Consider the following 20,208-nt stretch of genomic DNA (forward strand, 5'->3'; position numbering starts at 1 on the left):
CTGATGTCGGCTATGCTCAGACGTGTATTATGGGCCTGGCTGATTCCCTCTCAGACCGTTTCGGTATCCAAGATCATGGATCATCCGTCCGGACCGAACTCCTCGCAGGCGCGACGACATTCCTGACGATGTCATACATCGTCGTGGTTAACCCCGCGATCCTCTCGGGCGCGATCACGCCACAGGGGGTCCCCCAGGGAGAGGTGCAGTCGATGCTCGCTGTCGTGACGATCATCGCGGCGGCGACAGCGACGCTCGTGATGGCGCTGTACGCCAACCGCCCGTTCGCCCAGGCGCCCGGGTTGGGACTGAACGCCTTCTTCGCGTTCACCGTTGTGGGCGCACTCGGCGTCCCGTGGCAGACCGCCCTCGCTGCGGTCGTGGTTGAGGGGCTCCTCTTCGTCGCGCTCACAGCGATCGGCGCACGAGAGTACGTGATCGGGCTGTTCCCGAACCCGGTGAAGTTCGCGGTCGGGACGGGTATCGGACTGTTTCTCGCCATCATTGGGTTGCAGGCGATGGGGATCGTTGTCGCCGACGAGGCGACGCTCATCACCCTCGGGTCGGTCGCGTCGAACCCCGTGGCGATTCTGTCGGTGCTCGGGCTGTTCCTCACGCTGGGGCTCTACGCCCGCGACGTTCCCGGATCGATCATCATCGGGATCGCCGCGACCACCGTGGCCGGGTGGGCTCTCACGCGGTTCGGCCCCGTTGCCCCCGATGCCGGGCTGGTCGCAGGCACCACCACGGTCACCTACGACATCACCCCGCTCGCGGGCGCGTTCGTCTCCGGGCTCGCGAACGTCGAGGCGTTCACCTTCGCCCTGGTGGTGTTCACGTTCTTCTTCGTCGACTTCTTCGACACCGCCGGGACGCTGGTCGGCGTCGGCCAGGCCGGGGGGTTCCTCGACGAGACCGGCGAACTCCCCGACATCGACCGGCCGCTCATGGCCGACGCGATCGGGACGACCGTCGGCGGGGCGCTGGGCACCTCGACGGTGACCACCTACATCGAGTCCGCCTCCGGGGTTGAGGAGGGCGGCCGGACCGGGCTGACCGCGCTCACGGTCGCGGGTCTGTTCGTCGCCTCGTTGGCCTTGGTCCCGCTCGCGGCCGCGATCCCGCTGTATGCCTCCCACATCGCGCTTGTCGTGATCGGGGTCGTCATGCTCCGGAACGTCATCGACATCGAGTGGAACGACCTCACTCACTCCATTCCCGCAGGGATGACGATCCTGATCATGCCCTTTACGTACTCTATCGCCTACGGGATCGCGGCGGGAGTCGTGTCGTACCCGCTTGTCAAACTCGCCGCCGGCGAGGGCCGCGACGTCCGCGCCGGCCACTGGGCGCTCGCGGGTGCGTTCGTGGTCTACTTCGTCGTCCGCACCGGCGGGGTGCTCACGGGGCAACTGTAGCGTCGCCAGTCGTCGCCAGGTTCCTCCGTCTGTCGTGTGACCGATCACGCCGTGACCTGGCGGGTCCCGCGTCGTCCGCCGGGGCCCGCCGGCTGGCGTCTCACCCCCGGTAGATACGACCACGCTCGCACAAAGAACGCTCAGGAGCCGTTTCCGCTGCTACCCGGTACCTCCCCGGACCGGAAGTCATTCATAACCGACACACACACTCGGAGACGTGAGAGCTCCCGCTTTCTCCCGGGCGAACGCGGTCCGGTTGGTCATCCTCGTCGCCGTTGTCGGCCTCCTCGCACCCTCTGCGGTGTCGGCACTCACGTACGACCCAGCAGAGACGACCGACCTCGAACAGGGGACGGTCGCCGAGTCCGCAAACGACTCGACCGTGATCAGCGTCCAAGGGTACACCTTTCAGGGCAACACCAACCCGAAGAAGCCCGCCCGGCTTGTCTCGGTGGGCGAGCGCGGCGACCTGGGGTGGACCCACGACGACACCGTCGGCGGCAGTGCGTGGTTCTTCGATGTCGACCCGATGCCGAACGGGAACCTGTTGGTCTCCTCCCCACGGGCGGGCGACACCGTCGTCTTCGAGCTTGACCCCGACACCCGAAAGCGGGTCTGGCAGGAGCGGTTCGACATGACCGACACCCACGACGTCGCGTATCTCGGCGACGACCGCATCGCGGTCGCAAACATGCGCGAGTGGAACGAGTCGACGGGCGTCAGCGACGACCGGGTCGTGGTCTACAACCGCTCGTCGGGCGAGTTCACCTGGGAGTGGTATTTCCGGAACCACTACCCCGAGAGCACCGACGGCGGCTACAGCGAGGACTGGACCCACGTCAACGACGTCGACCCGGTCGGCGACGGTCGGCTCCTGCTGTCGCCCCGCAACTTCGACCAGGCCATCGTCGTCGATATGGAATCGAAAGAGGTCGTCGAGCGGCTGGGGAGCGACCAGAACTACGACGTGCTCCGGGAGCAGCACAATCCCGACTGGCTCGAAAGCGAGAACGGCACGCCCACGATGCTGGTCGCCGACAGCGAGAACAACCGCGTCGTCGAGTACGCGAAGGAAGACGGCGAGTGGGTCCGGACCTGGGAGGTCGGCGCCGAGTCGCTCAACTGGCCGCGTGACGCCGACCGCCTCCGCAACGGCAACACCCTGATCACGGACACGCTCAACCACCGCGTGATGGAGGTCACGCCGACCGGTGAGGTCGTGTGGGAGTACTACGCCACCTGGGGCCCGTACGACGCCGAGCGGATGGGTACGCCCCCCGAGTCCTCCGGGCCGACAATCCGAGACATGAACGCCAGCGGCTCGTACGCCATCACCGGGAGCGCGAACCTCACCGCCGGCGGCGGCGGCAGCGTCGGGTTCGACGGCCGGGTCCGTGCCACGTTCGCCGACACACTATTGGAAGAACCGATGAACGAGTTCGCCACACGGTGGGCGCACGTCACGCCGTGGCTCCGACCAGTGTGGATGACCGGATGGGACCTCGCGTGGACGATCGGCGCCGCCCTGATCGGGCTCGCGTGGGCGGGCGGGGAGGTGGTCGTCCACAGGCGGCGGCTCCTCGCCGGCGGTCGACGCCTCCCCGCAACCCTCCGGGAACGGTTCGGCGAATAGCCGCCACACCGCGTCTCCCGTGTGCCCGTCGTACACTCGACCCCGTGATTCTTTAGCGCCGACCCCCTACAACCGGTGATGGCAAACCTCACGCTGTACGAACTCGAAGGCTGCCCGTACTGTGCGAAAGTGATCTCCAAACTCGACGAACTCGAGCTGGAGTACGACTCGATCATGGTCCCCTCGGCGCACAGCGAGCGCACCGAGGTCGAGGCGGTCAGCGACCAGACCGGCGTTCCGGTCCTTGTCGACGAGGAACACGACGTCGAGGGGATGCCCGAGAGCGACGACATCGTCGCGTACCTCGAAACGACGTACGGCAACGCCGCGAACTGACCGGCGCTGGGCGACTCCGCCGTTTTCGACACGCTTGCGGACGACAGCCGCGGGCCCGCGCAGCGATTCCTCCTGCCGACTACGCTTCGCTGGGTTCCTGCGACCGATCCCGGATGAGGTCGCGGATCTCCTCGGGGTCGTCGATCGCAGCCAACTCCCCGCAGCCGACAAGGGCGGTCCCCTTGACCGAGTCGCGCTTCGAGTCGCCCTCGGTGAAGTAGACCGATCGGGTCCGCGTCACCTCGCCGAGTGAGGACATGATCCGGGCGCGTTTCTCCGCGCTCCGGGTGAACGCGGAGTGGCCGGTGAGCATCCGCGCGAAGCCGCGTCGCCCCCCGTCGTCCTCGCTGACGGCTTTAAACGGGGCGCGGGCGGTGGGGTGGACGGTGAAACCCGCACGCGTCAGGACCGTCACGACGTGTTCGTCGTCGGACTCGGGGTCGGGGTCGTCCGGCGTCGGCTCGGCGTCACGGACCTCGTCGGCGCCGTCAATCACGTCGACCGGGCTGGAAAACGGCTGGTCGAACATCTTCTCGAGTTGGATTGCGACCTCGATGCTCGCGTTCATGCCGTCCTCGTATTTCGAGACCGTTCGCCGGGAGACGCCGAGTTCCGACGCGAGTTGGCCCAGGCTCCACCCGCGTTCCTCACGTTCGTCAGCCAGGAGGTCGCCGTCGATGTTGACGTAGTGGCCGCCCGGAGCGGCGTAGATCAGCGGCGGGACCCCCTCGACGAACAGCTCGAGCGCGGTGTCCGGGTTGAGCACAGGAACTCCGTGGCGGAAGTACACCACGCCCGGCTTTAGGTCCTCGTCACGGGCGCGGAGTCCGACCACCATCGGTGTCGCGTTCAGATACGCCCCGAGGCGGCGCATCTCCCCGCCGGTGGTCCCGTCGAACGCGTCGATGTTCCCCAACACCTTCAGCAGCACTAGGTCCTCGCCACGCCGCGCGGCGACGTCGAAGCTCTTGGGACGGATGGCGCACCGGTCGCTGACGAGGAACCCGGCGTCCTCGAGCATCGCTGTGACGTTTCCGACCAGTGCAGACCGAGACATACCTGTATATAGTTTACGGAGCGCATATATACGTTGTGCCGCCGATTCCGGGCTTGTCGGCCGGTTTCCCGGGCTTTCGGACGCCCGTGGCGCGGCGAGCCGACCCCGCGCCGCCGCCTGCAACCTCTGCCCACACCGCCGGGACCCGAAACGGGTTAGCCCCCGCCCCGACTATTCCAGCGGGATGACGGTTATCGGGGTGGACGACACCGACTCACGGACACGAGGGATGTGTACGACCTACCTTGCGACGCGGCTGGCAGCGCGGCTCGGCGCCGACGGCGCGAGCGTTCGCCGGAAGCTCTTGATCCGGCTCAACCCCGCGGTTGAGCACAAGACCCGCGGTAACGCCGCGCTCGCGCTCCACACCGACGCCGACCCCGACCGTGCCCTCTCGCTCGCGGCCGCGGAGCTGGACCCGCTCGCAGAGACCGACGACCCCCGAACCAGCCCCGGCGTCGTTGTCGCCCCCGGCAGTCCCGACGAGGTTCCGAACGCGGTCCGGTCGTTCTCCCGCCGGGCGGTTCGTGACATCCTCGACCGCGAGTCGGCGGTCGACCTCGCGGATCGTGTGGGCTACCGCCACCGCGGGTGGTCCGGGGGTCGAGGGCAGATCGGCGCGCTCGCGGCGGTCGGCGCGTGGGGCGCAAACGGCACGTGGACCCACGAACGTATCGCCTACCGGGAGTTCGATCGGTGCGGAACGCCACGAGAGGTCGACGAGGCGTCGGTGTTCGACGCGGCCGAAGCGGCGTATCCGACGGTGTGGGACACAGTCGATCGGACGGCCGGCGAGGCGGTCTGCGTCCCGAACGCCCCCGGCCCAATCCTGTATGGCATCCGCGGCGACGACCCCGACGCGGTTGAAGCCGTCGCCGACCGGATCCGAAGTGAGCCGGTCGAGCGGGCGGCGACGTTTCTGACGAACCAGGGGACCGACGCCCACCTCCGGGACGGCACTGTTGGGGATCTCCGCGACGGCGGCGCCTACCGCGTCGACGGGACCGTCGCATCGGACCCGGAAACCCGACAGGGTGGTCACGTCTTCTTCGCGCTCCGGGACCGGTCCGACCCAGCCTCCCGGGTCGATTGCGTTGCGTTCGAGCCCACGAAGCGGTTCCGGGACCGGATCCGCGGGCTCCGACCGGGCGATGACCTCACCGTCTGCGGCGAGGTGAGCGGCGGGACGGTCAAACTCGAGAAGTTCGCCGTTCGGTCGCTGCGCCGCACCGAATCCACGACACCCACCTGCAGCGGTTGCGGCCGGACGATGGAGAGCGCCGGCCGCGACCAGGGGTACCGGTGCCGCGACTGCGGCACTACCGCCGCGGAGCGGGCGACGGTCACGCTCGACCGCGACCTCGAAGTCGGGTGGTACGAAGTCCCGCCCCGTGCGCGCCGCCACATCGCGAAGCCGCTGGTCCGCGGGGGGTTCGACGCGCCGGCCCACCCGGAGCGGTGAGTCACCCGCAGTGCCCCGTCACCCGGACACCACCAAGATATCGGTGTTGGCGCGTCTGTCGACGAACCGGCCGTCGGACGGCGGCTTCAGGTCTATGCTCAGGGTTCCGGTTTCCTGGTTCGCACGCGTTCGCGCATCGACGGTGACGGTCGCGACCCCGTCGCCGCCGGAGGTTGCCGTCGCCACGCCGTCAACCTCCGCACTTCCGTCTTTCACGATCACCGTCGCTCCCTCAACGGGATCGCCGTCGTCGTCAACCACGGTCAGTTCCAGTTCGTGGTCGCCAGGTTCGACGACGTCCGGCGAGGGTCGGACGTCGAGCTCCGAGACCACGAGCCCCTGGGCCCCGGACAGCATGTTCAACATCACACTCATAGTTGCCACGCCCACCACTAACGCGATCACTAGCCTGATCGGGAGCCCCTCGATCGCACGGTCGTCGGCCGCGAACCGCCTGAGTTCTTCGAGCACACCGGCGGTGGTCCCGGTCTCATATATAAACCTCCGGACGAGGGATTACAAGACAGAACGCGGCCAGTACCGCCGATGCGCACCGAGATCCTCGGGCGGGCGCCGACCGACGATATCGACAGCGAGTCCGACGCCGCCGCGTACACCGGGCGCTTGGGCCACCACCGCGCGCGGGACGGGAGCCGTGGCGGGCCGGTCGCGGTCGACTTCGACCGGCCACACGCCGGACTCGTGGTCGGCAAGCGAGGTTACGGCAAGTCATACACCCTCGGCGTCCTCGCGGAGGCGGCCGCCCGAACCCACGGGGTCGCGCCGGTCGTCATTGACCCGATGGGCGTGTTCTGCGGGTTGGCGGCCGAGTCGGCTGCCGACGCCGACCCAGTTCCGGCGAGGGTTGTCACGGACCCGACTGTCAGAGCCGACGCGGTCCCGCCGGAACGCTGGCCGGCGCTCGTCGGCGCCGACGCCGACGACCCGGTGGGGGCGCTCGTGTGGCACGCTGCGTCGACGGCTGTGACGCTCTCCGAGATGCGGTCCGTCGTCGCGGACGCTGACGCCGACCCGGCCACCGTCCGCGCCGCGGGGAACCGGCTCCGCCGCGCCGCGGCGTGGGCGGTGTTCGATCCTGACGGGCTCGACACCCGGGCGCTCGCCGGCGGCGAGGCGACCGTCCTGGACTGCTCCGGCCTCGACGACGCGCCCGCGAACGCGATCGTTGCGGGCGTGGCGGCCGCGCTCTATCGAAGCCGTGTCGGCGCGGCCGGGGGTTCAGGCGCGGCCGAATCGACCATCGACCGGCTCCCGTGGCTGGTGGTTGACGAGGCTCACGCCTTCCTTTCGGGCGTCGCGAGCGCGCCGCTCCACCGGATCCTCACGCGCGGCCGGGCGCCGGGTGTCTCGGTTGTCGCCGCCACCCAGCGCCCGAGCGCGCTCCCCGACGTCGCGGTGTCGCAGTCGGACCTTCGGATCGTCCACCGACTCACCGCCGGCCCCGATCTCGACGCACTCGCCGCCGCGGACCCGGCGTACCTCGACGAAGCCCTGTCCGAGTCGATGCCGACCGCGCCCGGCGAGGCGCTCGTTATCGACGACACCGCCGAAGCGGTCCGGACGGTCGCGATCCGCGAGCGCGACACGCCCCACGGCGGCGACAGCCCCCGTGCCTCGTCGTCCCCATTGGACCCGTCCGCTCTCGGGTCCGTCCGTTCGGCCGGCCGCACGGCGACGGACCGAAACTGACGAGTCGGATCCGGTCTACCACCACCTGATGGCCGATAGGCTCGCGCCGGTGGTGATCGCGCTCGGTGGCTCCCTCGGCGCCATCGCCCGGTACGTCGTCGGGACGCTCGTGGTCGACCCCGGCGGGACCCTGCTCGTCAACGTGGCCGGTAGTTTCGCGCTCGCGGCCACGGTCGCTGTGGTCCACTCCCGGCGACTCCGGTTGTTCCTCACGACGGGGCTGCTCTCGTCGTTCACCACCTACAGCACCGTCGCGGTCGAGTCGGCGTCGCTCGGCCTCCCCGCCGGCGCCGCAAACGTCGCTGCCACCTACGCCCTCGGCGTTGTGGCCGCCGGTCTCGGACTCGTAGTCGGGAGGCGAGTGGCGTGACCGCCGCACTCGACGCGATCCCATCGCCGATCCTGGTCGGGGTCGGCGGCGCCGCCGGCGCGCTCGCTCGGCACGCGGTCGACGGCCTGCTCAACGGCGGCCGGCGCAGTACGTTCGCGGTCAACGTCGTCGGGAGTACCCTCCTCGGGGCGCTCGTCGCGGCGTCGCCCCCGGCAGCGACGCTCGCGCTCATCGGAACGGGGTTCTGTGGCGCGTTCACGACGTTTTCGTCGTTCGCGGTCAACGTCTCCCGGGCGCTCGATACCGGTCGCGTCGACCTCGCGCTCGCGGACGCCGCCGGGACGCTGGTCGCGGCGCTGGCGGGGGTTGGACTGGGATCGGTGTTGGTCGGGGTGTGAGTGGGGTTTGGAGGCGTTCGGGGCGGAGCCGCGGCCGCTCGCTGCCTGACAAAAATCCACGGTATGTTCGCTCCGCTTCTCACTTCGTTCGTCGCGAGAACGCCCGAGGCGGGATTTGAACCTCGGTCGCTCACTTCGTTCGCTCCCTGATTCAAATCCACGGTATGTTCGCTCCGCTCCTCACTTCGTTCGTCGCGAGAACGCCCGAGGCGGGATTTGAACCCGCGTCACGACCGTGACAGGGTCGTATGATGGGCCACTACACCACCCGGGCAGGCCACGCTCGAAGCAAAACGCCCGAGGCGGGATTTGAACCCGCGTCACGACCGTGACAGGGTCGTATGATGGGCCACTACACCACCCGGGCTTGCTTCACTTTCCAGTTACCCGGTAGTCTAATTAAGACTTATCATGTGTTCGGGGCGCACCCGCCGGCCGGTCCGGCGACGGCCACATCGCTGGCGCCGGCGGTTCGATCCGACACGAAACCGAGCCCGGCTGCCACGCAAAAAAGAACCGCCCCCGACAGGAAAACCTGCCCGTCTCAGTCGTCCGCGGAGGCGGTCGCGGTCGCCTCCTCCGCTTCGGCCTCGGCCTCGGCTTCGGCCGCCTCTTTTTCCTTCTTGTTCTTGATCTTTTTCAGCCGGAAGATCTCCTCGCGCTCCTGTTCTTCGAGTTTCTGTTCGATGTATTCTTTGTTCTCGTTGAGGTCCGGCAGGAGCTTGAACTCCAAGGCGTTGACCCGGCGCTTCGTGGTCTCGATCTCCGTGAGCATCTTCTTCATGGCGGTTTCAACCTCCGCGGCGAGGATGATCGTCTCCAGAAGCTCCTCGTAGGCGTCGGCGGCCTCGTCGATCCGTGCGGAGGACCCGAGCAGCCCGTACCCGCGCTGATCCAGGCTCTTTTTCACCCGCGAGGACTCGATCTGCGGAACAACCACACCCATGATGTTTTTCGATTGGGTAGTGATCTCCGGGTGCTCTTTCAGCGCGGCCGCGGCGCCGCGGACCGCGACGTCACCTTCCATCGCCCGCGCCATATTAAGCGTCTCTTGGGCGGTCTCGTAGTTCGCATCCAGTTCCGACCGCACGTCCTGGGCCTGCTCCAGGATGTCCATAAACTCCATAATCAGCCCGTCACGCTTCTGTTCCAGCGTGTCGTGGCCGCGCTCGGAGAGTTCGATGCGATCCTCGATCGCCATCAGGTTCTTCCGGGTCGGTTTGACGTCCTTGGCCATTACCGGGGATTTACGCCCCGATCCTGTTAACTGTTTATTGTTCCGGGGCTCGGCGGCTCAGCCCCGCGCCCTCGGCTCGGTCCATCCGGGTCACGATCGCGACGTGCGGCAGCGTCAAGACTGCGATACACACGAGGTACAGCGCGGTCAACGTCCCCGGGTCAGTCCCGACGCCGACGACCGCGACGACACCGGCGATCATCGCGATCGACACCACCGTCAGGGGCAGGGCGTCCCGGCCCGTCCGAACCAGTGCGGCGATCGCCCCCCGGTCTGCGAACGCGGCCCCGGACGCGGGATCGACGCCCGCCAACCGAGCGATGTGCCGGAGTGAGTGCCACACGCAGAAGTACACCCCGACCGCGAACACCGGCGGGACCAGCAGGAAAAACGCCCACAACAGCCCCGTCTCGGCGGCGTCGCGGCGCCACTCCCGGCCACCGCCGCGTCGCCACCCTGCGAGCAGCGTCCCGAGGGTCAGGGCAGCGAACCCGACGCCCAACGCCAGCCGCGGGCCCGGCGCCGTCACCCACGCAGCGTCGACACCCCCACCGAATAGCGCCACCCACGCGTTGATCACGTCCCGGTACCGCTCCGGAAACCGGAGCAACGGCACCAACATCGGGAGTCCGCCCCGCACCAAGATCGTCGCGACCCGATGCGGGCGCCCCCCGAGGTGGGATCCGCCGAACGCTTCGAGCGCGTAGAGGTCACCCTGTCCCCAGTGGAACCACGTCAAGCCAACGAAGAAGACCGCCGACGCCGCGGGTGCGACCACCCACGCTGCGGTGTAGGCGCCGCCGAGGACGAGGTATGCGACCCCCACGGCCGACACCGACCGGACGGTGGGTCGCTCCCCCGTGGCACGCGCAGGGGCGAGGTGGTCGACGGCCCCGTGCGGGAGCCCGAAAACCAGCAGGCTCGCCGCCAGCGGCGCGTACCGCGCCCACACCGGCACCGACACCGAGACACCTGCCACCGTCGCCGCCGCGGCCACCATCGTCAGCCCGCCGACCGCGAGCCAGGCGGGCCGACCGCCGATCGCGAGCATCAGCGGGCGTCCGGTCACGGGGCCCGCCGACATGTCGGTGGCTCCGCCCCGCCGACCGGGGGCGTCGTCCGCGGTCGCTTCCGCCGGGGGAGTCGACCGGTCCATCGGGTTACGCCTCGGGGCGCTCGATACGTGCCCGACGGTCGTCGATCCACCCAGAGAGCGCCTCGATTCCCCACTTCGCCGTCACCAGCCGGTAGAGCACCAGCCCCTGAATCACGAAGAGGTTCGTCACAAAAAAGAAGGCCGCCTCCTCGATCGGGAGTCCGGCGACCGAGATTCCCGTTGTGTACTGCTCCGAGAGGATCCAGATCCCGTACTCGATCGCGATCCGGTCGGCGACACACAGGTACAACGTCGGAACGATGGTGCCGACCGCGACCGCCCGCCGGCGCGCCCACAGCTGCGGCGCACCCACCGCCCACTGGAGCCCCAACACCGGCGCGGCCCACGCCGAGATTGCCCCGATGTAGAACGTCGCGTCGGACCCGAGCCACTGCCACCCCGCGATCCCGACCGCGACCGCGACGCCGAGCATCACCACCCGACTCGCGCGCGGCCGAGTCGCGACCGGCCACTCGGTCGAGAACGACAGGTGCGACAGCCACAGCGCGGTCAACCACGGTTGCACCGCGATGAAGAGATACTCCTCGAGCGGCGCCTCCCAGATGGTCGCGATGGTCCGCCCCTCCCCGTACCACCACACGCCCCTGGCGATGAGGAGGTTGTCCCACGGCGTGGTGTACACGAGCGCCACGACGGTAATGATCACCACTCCCGCCCAGTACCGGCGCCACCCGTCGGTCCACCGGGCGGTGGTGTCGGTGATCCGGGTCCGGCTCACAAACCCGGTCACAAGAAGCAGCATCACCGCCGGCAGCAGAAACGCGAGGTGAAACTGGAGGTAGCTGAAACCGACGTTCATCAGTGTCGACATCGTACGCACCGACGGGTTAAAAACAGCAAGGAGGACACCCGCGCCGAACGGCGCGGGATGCACCCGACACGCCGACCTGCAACCCACCGCCGACACCCCAGCCGGAGTTCGACTGCGGGGGCGGACGGTCCACGCCGGGAGACGGCGCAGACTACACACCCTCCTGTTCCACCGTCCGGAGTCTCTCCGGCCGCAGCCGGAGGCGGGTATCAGACCATCTGTGCCGTGCGGCCCTCGACACGCGGTGTCGGATAACCTACCGGCCGCGTGGTGACAGATCGAAAAAAACCGCAACAGATTACCGCGGACGCGGGGCGGCCCCGCGCATCAATGCTCAGTCGGCGGCTTCCGCACTCGCGCTGGACTCGGCGGCGGCGTCGAGGACCTCGCGGCTCGACAGCAGGATGATCCCGAAGCCGACCTTCGCGACCAGGTCAAGCACCATGAAGCCGGCGGTCTCGATGTACAGCGAGATGAGCTGGAGTCCCTCGGTGCCGACGATCCACCACACGGGGTAGATCAGCCACACAACCACGATCAGCGTCCGGAGCGTACCGAACGTCGACGCGGCGTCACCCGAGAGCCGCTGGGCCTTCTCGTCGAGCGAGCCGTACAGGAAGTACAGCAGGACGAGCAGGAAGCCCGTTGAGACGCCCCACCAGATCAGGCGACGAGCGCCGTCCGAGAGCGCGCCCGGACCGGCCGTCAGCGTCGCCAGCACACCGGTGCCGATCATCAGCATGTCGAGGCCGACCAGCGCGGAGATCTCGTTCCGGTTCGCACCGGCGAGAAGCGCGAGGTCGAGCAGTAGCAGCGGCGTGGTGAAGAACCAGTCAGTATACCGGGCCCAGTAGATGTCCAGCGTCTGACCGCTGGCGAGGGTTACCTCCGTGAGCCCGAATCCCAACGCCATCGACAGGTAGTTTACGAACGCGATGGCGGTGATGAAGACCGTGACGATATAGAACTCCTGACGCCGTCTGTTCGACTCACCCCAGCCCCTGGCGACAAAGTACAGCATCCCCAGGAACATTCCGAGCGTGCCTATCCATAGCCAAATTCCTTCGCTTCCGGGTTGTGGCATAGTACAATTAGTAGTATATTAGGTCATCGTAATAAGCAGCATACACAACTAGTTAGGAAACCCTCTCGCCGTCCGGAGTTCTGTTGGGTGCACAGTAGACACTGGTTCACACACCGTCGACCGCCCTGTTCCGTTGGTTAACGGCTGCACAAGAGGCGGCTTCGGGGCGCTTCCCAGACCGGTCGCTCCCGGCACTTCCAGCCACCCCCGGGTGGTGGAGTGTGAGGCGTGCGCGTGCCCGGTCTCATACTGTCGGCTATAGTCGCGTGACGTATTTCGACACCCCGGGGTGTCGAAAACCTTCACGTAGTTATAGCCGACAGTATCAGGAGTCGATGATCGCGCCGGCGAGTTTCCGTTGTGCCGCCCGAAGGTGCTGGTGGAACGTCGACCGGCCGATCCCCATCGCCTCGGCGATCTCCTCGCCCGTTGTGTCGTGAGGCCACTCGAAGTACCCCGCGGTGTACGCCCTGGCCAGGGCGGCGTACTGCCGGTCGGTCAGTTCCGACCTGAGGTCCGCGACGAACCCCCGCTGGGTCTCGGCGCGGTGTTCCCGCCGGCGGTAACTCGCCAACTCCACCCGCTCGAACGCGGCGTCGACCGCGTCAACGAACGATTGTGCGAGGTTTTCCTGTCCCACCTCAACGGTCACGGTCGCCAGGTGTTCGTCGACGGACAGCGACAGGAGTTCGCCGCCGTGGTCCGTCAGGATGGACTGTAAGGTCGCGTCGATAACCGAGAGTTCCACCACCGACCCCTCTCCGTCGGCTTCCAACACGCTGTGGACGTCGACAGCGTCGCCGCCGGCCGTCCGAACCGCTGCCGGGTCGAGGCTGCTGGTCGTGGCCGCGGCCTCGAACAGCATCGACGGTTGCTGTCGATCGCCGACGTTCCCGGCGTACACGAACCGACACCCAGCCGCCGCGGCGACCCCGACCAGCGGATGGTCCCCGATCTCGAACCGGAGTTCGACCACGCCTTCGCCCTGCAGCGTGCGCTGGTTCTCAAGGGCGTTGATCCCCGTTGCCACCGTCCGCCCCAACGCGGTCAGGATGGCGCGCTCGTGGTTGTCGAACCCCTCGTCAGCCCGCGTGTACACTCCGATCGCGCCGTACGTGGCGTTGCCGTAGTGCAGCGGCACCGCCGCGGTCGCCGTCACGTCACTGGCGGTGATCGGGTTGATGTGGACGTACTGGTCGGTTACCGCACTCGAAACCGCGGCCGCGGTCGCATCGACCGGAGTGGCTGCCGCCCGCTCGCCCGCAGCCTCGCTTCCGTCCGCCTGCGGTTGGTGCACCCGAAACCGCCGGTCACCGACGCCGTAGCCGGCGGTAAGGGCGGTCTCCTGCGGAACGATCTCCGACTCCGAGGGATCGTAGGTGCCGATCCACGCCCCGGCGTACGTCGAGTCGATGCTCTCGACCACCGCACACTCGAGGTCGCTCCGCGATTCGGCGCGTGTCACCGCCTCGGTCACGTTGGCGACGACGCCGTCCAGCCGTTCGAGCAGCCGTTCTTGGGTGCTCCGCTCGCGCTCGATCCGGGCGGCGCGCTCGGTGGCTGCCCGCTCGGCCCGCTTCCGACGGGTGACATCCCGCTGGAATCCGACGTAGTGGGTGACCGTTCCCCGTTCGTCTCGGAGGGGAGCGATGGTCACCTCGTTCCAGAACAACTCGCCGTCCCGGCGGTAGTTCCGGAGTTCGACGGACGTGGCCTCCCCCGCCTCGATGGCCGCGCGCATCTCCGCGACCGGCTCCTCGCGAGTCGTCTCTCCCTGCAGGAACCGGCAGTTCCGTCCGACCGCGTACTCTGGGGGATACCCGGTGACCCGCTCGAACGCGGCGTTCACGTACACCAGCGGCATCTCGGGTTCGGTGGCGTCCGCGACCGTGATCCCGATGGGTGCCTCGTCCATTGTCCGGGTCTTCAGCGACTCGTCGATGGTGTCAGTGCTCGCTGAGTTCGCTGCCGGATCGCCATCGGCCCCGATGCCGGCTCCCGAGTCCCGTCCCTGTACCATACGCGATTGAGCGTCCGAACGACTAAAAATCAGGGTGATGCGCATCAGCCGTCCGGATCCGACTCGCTAGCAACCGGCACGGTGGCTCCGCGACCGCACGGGTGCCGTCAGGCGTCAGTCGGCGGTCGCTTCCGCTTCGGTCTCTTCGCTCCCGTCCTCGCGGTAATACTCCTCGATGAACTCCTCGTCGATACGGTTGAGTTCCTCTTTCGGAAGCATCGAGAGGAGGTCCCACCCGATCGAGAGGGTCTCCACCAGCGCCCGGTCGGTGTCGAAGCCCTGGTCGACGAACTCCTGTTCGAACCGGTCGGCGAAGTCAAGGTACTTGTTGTCACGCTCAGACAGCGCCTCCCGACCGACGATGTTCACGAGGTCGCGGAGGTCCTCGCCCTCCGCGTACGCCGCGTACATCTGGTCGGAGACGTCGGCGTGGTCTTCGCGTGTGAGGCCCTCACCGATACCGTCGTCCATAAGCCGCGAGAGGCTGGGGAGGACGTTCACCGGGGGTTCGAGCCCCTGGCTGTTGAGGTCGGGGTCGACGTAGATCTGTCCCTCGGTAATATACCCGGTTAGGTCCGGGATCGGGTGGGTGTCGTCGTCACCGGGCATCGTGAGGATCGGGATCTGCGTGACAGACCCCTCACGACCCTGTATCCGGCCGGCCCGCTCGTAGAGCTGCGCCAGGTCGGTGTACATGTACCCGGGGTAGCCACGCCGGCCGGGGACCTCCTCGCGCGCGGCCCCGATTTCCCGGAGCGCCTCACAGTAGTTGGTCATGTCCGTGAGGATCACGAGGACGTGGTAGTCCTTCTCGAAGGCGAGGTACTCCGCGGTGGTGAGCACCATCCGCGGGGTGACCATCCGCTCGACTGCGGGATCGTCCGCGAGGTTCATGAAGACCACCGAGCGCTCCAAGGCGCCGGTCCGCTCGAAGTCCTCCATGAACTCGTTTGCCTCCTCGGCGGTGATCCCCATGGCACCGAAGATGACGGCGAACTCCGAGCCCTCACCCTCGCCGTCTGCTTCTTCCTCCGGCACGCTGGCCTGCCGGGCGATCTGCATGGCGAGTTCGCTGTGGGGCTGGCCCGAACTCGAGAAGATCGGGAGCTTCTGCCCGCGCACAAGCGTGTTCATGCCGTCAATGACGGAGACACCCGTCTCGATGAACTCCTCGGGGTACTCCCGGGAGTAGGGGTTGATCGCCGCGCCGACGATATTTTCCTTCGTGTCGGGGACGATGTCCGGGCCGCCGTCGATCGGCCGGCCCGACCCGTCGAGGACCCGCCCGAGCAGGTCCTCCGTCAGGTCCATTTTCATCGTCTTTCCCTCGAACTCGATCGAAGCCTTCTGGTCGATCCCCGAGGTGCCCTCGAAGACCTGGATGGCGACGATGCCTTCCGAGGATTCGAGCACCTGGCCGCGGAGGGTCTCGCCCTGCTGGGTGTGGATCTTGACGATCTCGTCGTACCCGATGTCCTCGTCGACCTCGGCGAACACCAGCGGTCCGCTGATCTCCGTGATGGTCTGGTACTGTTTGCTCATTGTTAGTAGAGACTCCGGATCTGCGATTCGATGTCGCTTTGCAGTTCATCAACGTACGCCTCGTAGTCGTCCTGGACGCCGATCCGGTTGATCCGCGGCAGGGCCTCGGTGTCGATGATCTCGTCAACCGGCACGCCCGCCTCCAAGGCGTCGAACGCCTCGTCGTTGAACGTCTGGATCGTCGTCAGCATCAGGTAGGTCTTCTCCGGCGGACAGTAGGTGTCAACCGGGTGGAACGCGTTCTGCTGGAGGTACGCCTCACGCAGGTAGCGTGCGACCTCTAAGGTCAGCTGTTGGTCCTCGGGCAGCGCGTCTTTCCCGACCAACTGGACGATCTCTTGGAGTTCGGCCTCCTCGTCCAGCACGTCGACCGCCCACTGGCGCCGGTCGGGCCAGTCGTCGGCGACCGCGTCCTGGAACCAGGGGTCGAGTTGATCCTTATACAGCGAGTACGACTCGTTCCAGTTGATCGACGGGAAGTGCCGACGTTCCGCGAGGTCGGCGTCCAGCGCCCAGAACGTCTTCACGATTCGCAGGGTGTTCTGGGTCACCGGCTCCGAGAAGTCGCCGCCGGGCGGCGACACCGCGCCGATCGCCGACACCGACCCTTCGGTCCCGTTTACGTTCTCGAAGTAGCCCGCTCGCTCGTAGAACTGCGCCAGCCGCGCCGCGAGGTACGCGGGGTACCCCTCCTCGCCGGGCATCTCCTCGAGCCGCGAGGAGATCTCCCGCATCGCCTCCGCCCACCGCGAGGTGGAGTCGGCCATGAGCGCCACATCGTACCCCATGTCGCGGTAGAACTCCGCGATCGTAATCCCGGTGTAGACGCAGGACTCCCGCGCCGCCACCGGCATATTCGACGTGTTGGCGATGAGCGACGTTCGAGCCATGAGCGGGTTCCCGGTCGAGGGGTCCTCGAGCTCCGGGAAGTCGTCGATGACCTCTGTCATCTCGTTGCCGCGCTCGCCGCACCCGACGTAGATGATGATGTCGGCGTCGGCGTACTTCGCGAGCTGGTGCTGGGTGACGGTCTTCCCCGAGCCGAACGGCCCCGGGATCGCTGCGGTCCCGCCCTTCGCGATCGGGAACAGCCCGTCGAGGATGCGCTGGCCCGACACCAGCGGCGTTGTCGGCGTCTTCTTTTCGACCGTGGGGCGGGGCTCCCGCACTGGCCACTCCTGACGCATCTGGATCTCGACGCCGTTGTCGAGCTCTGCCACCGTCTCCTCGACGGTGAACTCGCCGGAGTCGACCGAAACGACCTCGGCGGTCTCGCCCTCGCCGAGGGCGTTCGGTGGCACCATCACCTTGTGGTCGATGGTGACCGTCTCTTCGACGATGCCGACCACGTCGCCGCGGCCGACTTCGTCGCCCGCTTCAACCTCGGGCTCGAACCCCCAGGTCTTGTCGAGTTCGATCCCCGGCGCGTCGACGCCGCGTCTGAGGTACGGGCTCTCCATCTTGTCTTCGAGGACGTCCAGCGGACGTTGGACGCCGTCGTAGATGGTGTCAAGCAGGCCGGGACCGAGGTCGACGCTCAGCGGCTCGCCGGTGTTCTCAACGGGGCCACCCGGGCTGACTCCGGAGGTCTCCTCGTATACTTGCAGCGTCGTGATGTCCTCTTCGATCTCGATGACCTCGCCCATCAGGCCGTTTTTGCCCACGTAGACGACGTCGTTCATCCTGGCGTCGAGGTCACGGGCGGTCACGACGGGACCACTCACGCTCGCGATCGTGCCGTCCTCCCGGACGGTCTGTGTCTGGCTCATGTGTTAGTCTTCCTCCATCAGGTCGATGCCGATGGCGCGTTTGATCTGGTCGCGGAGACCGCTTGCGCCCGCGCTGCCGCCGAGCGTGACCAGCGTGGGTTCGATGCTGGTTTCGGCGGTCTCGCGGACGTCACGGGAGAGGTGTTCCAAGTCGTCGTCGTGCATCACCACGATGCCGACGTCATTGTCCTCGAACACGCCCGAGACGGCCTCGTCTAGCTGTTCCGGCTTGTCGTCGTCGGCGACGGTCTCGAACTTCCGAACGCCCGCGAGGCGGAACCCCGTGGTGAAGTCCGGACTCCCGACGACGGCGATCTCCTGGCTCATAGGATCACCAGCTCCTGTTGGATCTGGTCCTCGGCGAGCCCGGCCTCGCGACCCCGCGCGATCGCCCGAATGTTGTCGACCTCGCGCTCCTTTGCGAGGATATACGACGCGATCGGGGTGATCGACAGCGGGAACACGTGGCCCAGGCCGTTTGTGTACTCGAGCAGCGCGACGTCGAGCGCGCGCTCGAACCGGATGAGGCTCTCGGCGTTCTCGAGCTCGTCGAGCGCCGCCGAGAGGTCGTCGCCGTACTGCGACTCGCGGATCGCCGCCACCAACTCGTCGCGGTTCTGCGACAGGCTCGCGAGCCCCGAGGCGGTAAACAGTGTTCCGCCGTCGATGTAGTACGCCGCGGGGTCGATGTCGGCGCCGCTTTGTGCCAACCGGAGCGCGTTCCGGGCGTTCCGGAAGTCGATCTCGGCCTCCAGAAACGCCCGATACTGCGCCGTTGCCTCATCGACCACCAGTTCGTCGAGGAGGTGGCCGTAGTACGTCCGGTCGACCGCGTTCTCGAGGGGTACGAGCACGTTCGTGTCCTCGTAGTCCTCGTAGGCGGCGTCGAGGTCCGCGCCGAAGATGGTTCCCGACAGCCGGTCGACGACCTCCTCAATGTTCGGCGCGCTGAGCAGCGAGTCGACCACTGCGTCGTCGAACTCGCCCGCGCGAATGAGGTCGTCTTCGACGTCCTCGCGGTCGGCGTCGGAGTAGAGCCCACGGATGACGGTTTTGACGTTCCAGGCGTCGAACTTCCGGAGATATCGTGCGATCAGGTCGTAGAGCCGACCGCCAGCCCACTCGAGGAGGTCGTCGAACTGCCTCGCGAGGTTCCGGTTCAGGGCGTACTCGATGAGGTCGACACCCGAGTGCCGAGCACCCAAGGCGTTGATCTCGACCTCGTAGTCGGACTCCTCCATGAACCGCGCGATCTCGGAGGGCCCCATCCGGACCAGCTTGCGGTACTCCTCGTCGCCGTACAGCGCGCTCTTCCGCGCTCTGACCCGGGCGGTTACGTACTCCGGATTGGAGCCGCCGGCGCTACTCATTGGTCGAACAGTATGCCGCTCACGTCCTTGAGGCTGTCCTCCCAGACGTCGTCGAGTATCGAGTCGAACGTGTTGTTCACCCGGACGCGGGAGTCGGTGCTGTCGACCACGACGCCGCCGAGGCAGTCGTGTTCGCCGCCGTACTCGACCCCGTCGTAGTCGGCAACGAGGGATTCGAGCAGTTCCGCGTCGTCGTCGCGGCCGTAGACCGCGACCGCCTCCTCGCCGTCGAACTCCTCTGCGGCCCCGTCGAGCAGCGCCCGCGTCAACGCCTCCCGCGTCTCGCCGGAGAGGTCGCGGAGCTCCGCTTCGGCCCGTTCGCGGACGTCTTCGAGGACGTCCCGCCGGGCCTCGAGACGCTCCTGTTTGGCCTGGAGTTTGGCGCCCGACACCGCCTGTTCACGCTCCTGTTCGATCTGCCGCTCGACCGCTTCCTCCCGCGCGTCAAGGAGCGCTTCGGCGTCGGTTTCTGCGGCCTCGACGATCTCCTCGGCGCGGCGTTCACCCTCCTGGCGTATCTCTTCCGCACGCGCGTTGGCCTCGTCCCGGATGTCCGAGACGACATTGTCCAAACTCATTGATGAAAAAGCGGCGTTAGATCAGGAAGAACCCGACGACTGCAAGAATAACCAGCGTCTCAGGAAGGACTGTCATGATCAGTCCGTTGACGAAGAGGCTGTCGTCTTCGGCGATCGCCCCCATCGCGGCGGCGCCGATTCCTCGCTCCGCATACCCCGCACCCAGAGCGGCGAGGCCCAGCGCGAGTGCTGCAGCGGCGTTCGGTTCGATAGCTGGCGCGGCTGTCCCGGTCTCCTGTAGGAATACTTCGAGCATTGTGTTGATAGTAGCCGGA

20 protein-coding genes and 2 tRNA genes are annotated in these 20,208 nt (G+C 67.3%); 7 read left to right on the forward strand and 15 right to left on the reverse strand.

All coding sequences use genetic code 11. From position 1 onward, the window contains the following. Window positions 1-29 precede the first annotated feature (29 nt). The 3 genes from IEX72_RS05100 to IEX72_RS05110 all read left to right on the forward strand — a co-directional run bounded on the left by IEX72_RS05100 (window position 30) and on the right by IEX72_RS05110 (window position 3,387). Complete coding sequence (locus tag IEX72_RS05100) at window positions 30-1,418, forward strand: NCS2 family permease (RefSeq protein ID WP_188786305.1); 1,389 nt, start codon at window positions 30-32, stop codon at window positions 1,416-1,418. 217 nt (window positions 1,419-1,635) lie between these two features. Next, entirely contained in the window at window positions 1,636-3,051 is a 1,416-nt protein-coding gene (locus IEX72_RS05105; RefSeq protein WP_188786306.1) for an aryl-sulfate sulfotransferase, read from the forward strand. 78 nt (window positions 3,052-3,129) lie between these two features. Next, window positions 3,130-3,387, forward strand: a complete 258-nt coding sequence (locus IEX72_RS05110; RefSeq protein ID WP_188786307.1) for a glutaredoxin family protein — start codon at window positions 3,130-3,132, stop codon at window positions 3,385-3,387. Window positions 3,388-3,466: 79 nt separating this feature from the next. On the opposite strand, the gene IEX72_RS05115 is transcribed toward IEX72_RS05110, so the two are convergent. After that, window positions 3,467-4,444, reverse strand: a complete 978-nt coding sequence (locus IEX72_RS05115) for a transcriptional regulator (protein WP_188786308.1) — start codon at window positions 4,442-4,444, stop codon at window positions 3,467-3,469. Window positions 4,445-4,628: 184 nt separating this feature from the next. On the opposite strand from IEX72_RS05115, the gene IEX72_RS05120 reads away from it, so the two are divergent. Then, on the forward strand, window positions 4,629-5,906 hold the full coding sequence (locus IEX72_RS05120) for a tRNA(Ile)(2)-agmatinylcytidine synthase (protein ID WP_188786309.1): 1,278 nt from the start codon (window positions 4,629-4,631) through the stop codon (window positions 5,904-5,906). An 18-nt stretch (window positions 5,907-5,924) separates the two neighbouring features. On the opposite strand, the gene IEX72_RS05125 is transcribed toward IEX72_RS05120, so the two are convergent. Next, window positions 5,925-6,377, reverse strand: coding sequence for a DUF7382 domain-containing protein (locus tag IEX72_RS05125; RefSeq protein ID WP_188786310.1), 453 nt, complete (start codon window positions 6,375-6,377; stop codon window positions 5,925-5,927). 75 nt (window positions 6,378-6,452) lie between these two features. Between IEX72_RS05125 and IEX72_RS05130 the strand changes: the two genes are divergently transcribed. From IEX72_RS05130 to IEX72_RS05140, 3 genes are read left to right on the forward strand one after another with little or no spacing between them, the layout of a single operon-like run. Beyond that, the gene (locus tag IEX72_RS05130; protein ID WP_188786311.1) at window positions 6,453-7,616 is read left to right on the forward strand and encodes an ATP-binding protein; all 1,164 of its coding nucleotides are present in this window, start codon (window positions 6,453-6,455) and stop codon (window positions 7,614-7,616) included. Window positions 7,617-7,644: 28 nt separating this feature from the next. After that, entirely contained in the window at window positions 7,645-7,986 is a 342-nt protein-coding gene (locus IEX72_RS05135) for a fluoride efflux transporter FluC (RefSeq protein WP_188786312.1), read from the forward strand. Next, the gene (locus IEX72_RS05140; RefSeq protein WP_229663747.1) at window positions 7,983-8,345 is read left to right on the forward strand and encodes a fluoride efflux transporter FluC; all 363 of its coding nucleotides are present in this window, start codon (window positions 7,983-7,985) and stop codon (window positions 8,343-8,345) included. Before IEX72_RS05135 ends, IEX72_RS05140 begins: the two co-directional genes overlap by 4 nt. Before the next feature lie 201 nt (window positions 8,346-8,546). On the opposite strand, the gene IEX72_RS05145 is transcribed toward IEX72_RS05140, so the two are convergent. The 13 genes from IEX72_RS05145 to IEX72_RS05205 all read right to left on the reverse strand — a co-directional run bounded on the left by IEX72_RS05145 (window position 8,547) and on the right by IEX72_RS05205 (window position 20,189). After that, window positions 8,547-8,619: transfer RNA gene (locus IEX72_RS05145), tRNA-Asp, on the reverse strand. A gap of 20 nt (window positions 8,620-8,639) precedes the next feature. Continuing rightward, window positions 8,640-8,712: transfer RNA gene (locus IEX72_RS05150), tRNA-Asp, on the reverse strand. A gap of 177 nt (window positions 8,713-8,889) precedes the next feature. Further along, window positions 8,890-9,582: a V-type ATP synthase subunit D gene (locus IEX72_RS05155; protein ID WP_188786313.1), complete on the reverse strand. Its 693-nt coding sequence runs from the start codon at window positions 9,580-9,582 to the stop codon at window positions 8,890-8,892. A 34-nt stretch (window positions 9,583-9,616) separates the two neighbouring features. Next, the gene (locus IEX72_RS05160; RefSeq protein WP_229663748.1) at window positions 9,617-10,738 is read right to left on the reverse strand and encodes a Brp/Blh family beta-carotene 15,15'-dioxygenase; all 1,122 of its coding nucleotides are present in this window, start codon (window positions 10,736-10,738) and stop codon (window positions 9,617-9,619) included. Window positions 10,739-10,742: 4 nt separating this feature from the next. Further along, entirely contained in the window at window positions 10,743-11,558 is an 816-nt protein-coding gene (locus tag IEX72_RS05165) for a lycopene cyclase domain-containing protein (RefSeq protein WP_188786314.1), read from the reverse strand. Window positions 11,559-11,904: 346 nt separating this feature from the next. Next, the gene (locus tag IEX72_RS05170; RefSeq protein ID WP_188786315.1) at window positions 11,905-12,654 is read right to left on the reverse strand and encodes a bacteriorhodopsin; all 750 of its coding nucleotides are present in this window, start codon (window positions 12,652-12,654) and stop codon (window positions 11,905-11,907) included. Between the two features lie 325 nt (window positions 12,655-12,979). Further along, a complete protein-coding gene (locus IEX72_RS05175) occupies window positions 12,980-14,674 on the reverse strand; it encodes a PAS domain-containing protein (RefSeq protein ID WP_188786316.1) in 1,695 nt (564 codons plus the stop codon). A 114-nt stretch (window positions 14,675-14,788) separates the two neighbouring features. Next, complete coding sequence (locus tag IEX72_RS05180; RefSeq protein WP_188786317.1) at window positions 14,789-16,216, reverse strand: V-type ATP synthase subunit B; 1,428 nt, start codon at window positions 16,214-16,216, stop codon at window positions 14,789-14,791. A gap of 2 nt (window positions 16,217-16,218) precedes the next feature. Beyond that, window positions 16,219-17,985, reverse strand: coding sequence for an ATP synthase subunit A (locus IEX72_RS05185; protein ID WP_188786318.1), 1,767 nt, complete (start codon window positions 17,983-17,985; stop codon window positions 16,219-16,221). Window positions 17,986-17,988: 3 nt separating this feature from the next. Beyond that, entirely contained in the window at window positions 17,989-18,312 is a 324-nt protein-coding gene (locus IEX72_RS05190; protein ID WP_188786319.1) for a V-type ATP synthase subunit F, read from the reverse strand. Beyond that, window positions 18,309-19,355 (reverse strand): V-type ATP synthase subunit C, encoded by a 1,047-nt coding sequence (locus IEX72_RS05195; RefSeq protein WP_188786320.1) that lies wholly within the window; start codon window positions 19,353-19,355, stop codon window positions 18,309-18,311. The genes IEX72_RS05190 and IEX72_RS05195 overlap by 4 nt, the downstream gene beginning before the upstream one ends. Further along, a complete protein-coding gene (locus IEX72_RS05200; protein WP_188786321.1) occupies window positions 19,352-19,933 on the reverse strand; it encodes a V-type ATP synthase subunit E in 582 nt (193 codons plus the stop codon). The genes IEX72_RS05195 and IEX72_RS05200 overlap by 4 nt, the downstream gene beginning before the upstream one ends. A 16-nt stretch (window positions 19,934-19,949) precedes the next feature. Continuing rightward, window positions 19,950-20,189, reverse strand: coding sequence for a hypothetical protein (locus tag IEX72_RS05205; protein WP_188786322.1), 240 nt, complete (start codon window positions 20,187-20,189; stop codon window positions 19,950-19,952). Window positions 20,190-20,208 lie beyond the last annotated feature (19 nt).

It is taken from the genome of Halobellus salinus (assembly GCF_014646875.1).
In the GTDB taxonomy this organism is placed as follows: Archaea; Halobacteriota; Halobacteria; order Halobacteriales; family Haloferacaceae; genus Haloquadratum; species Haloquadratum salinum.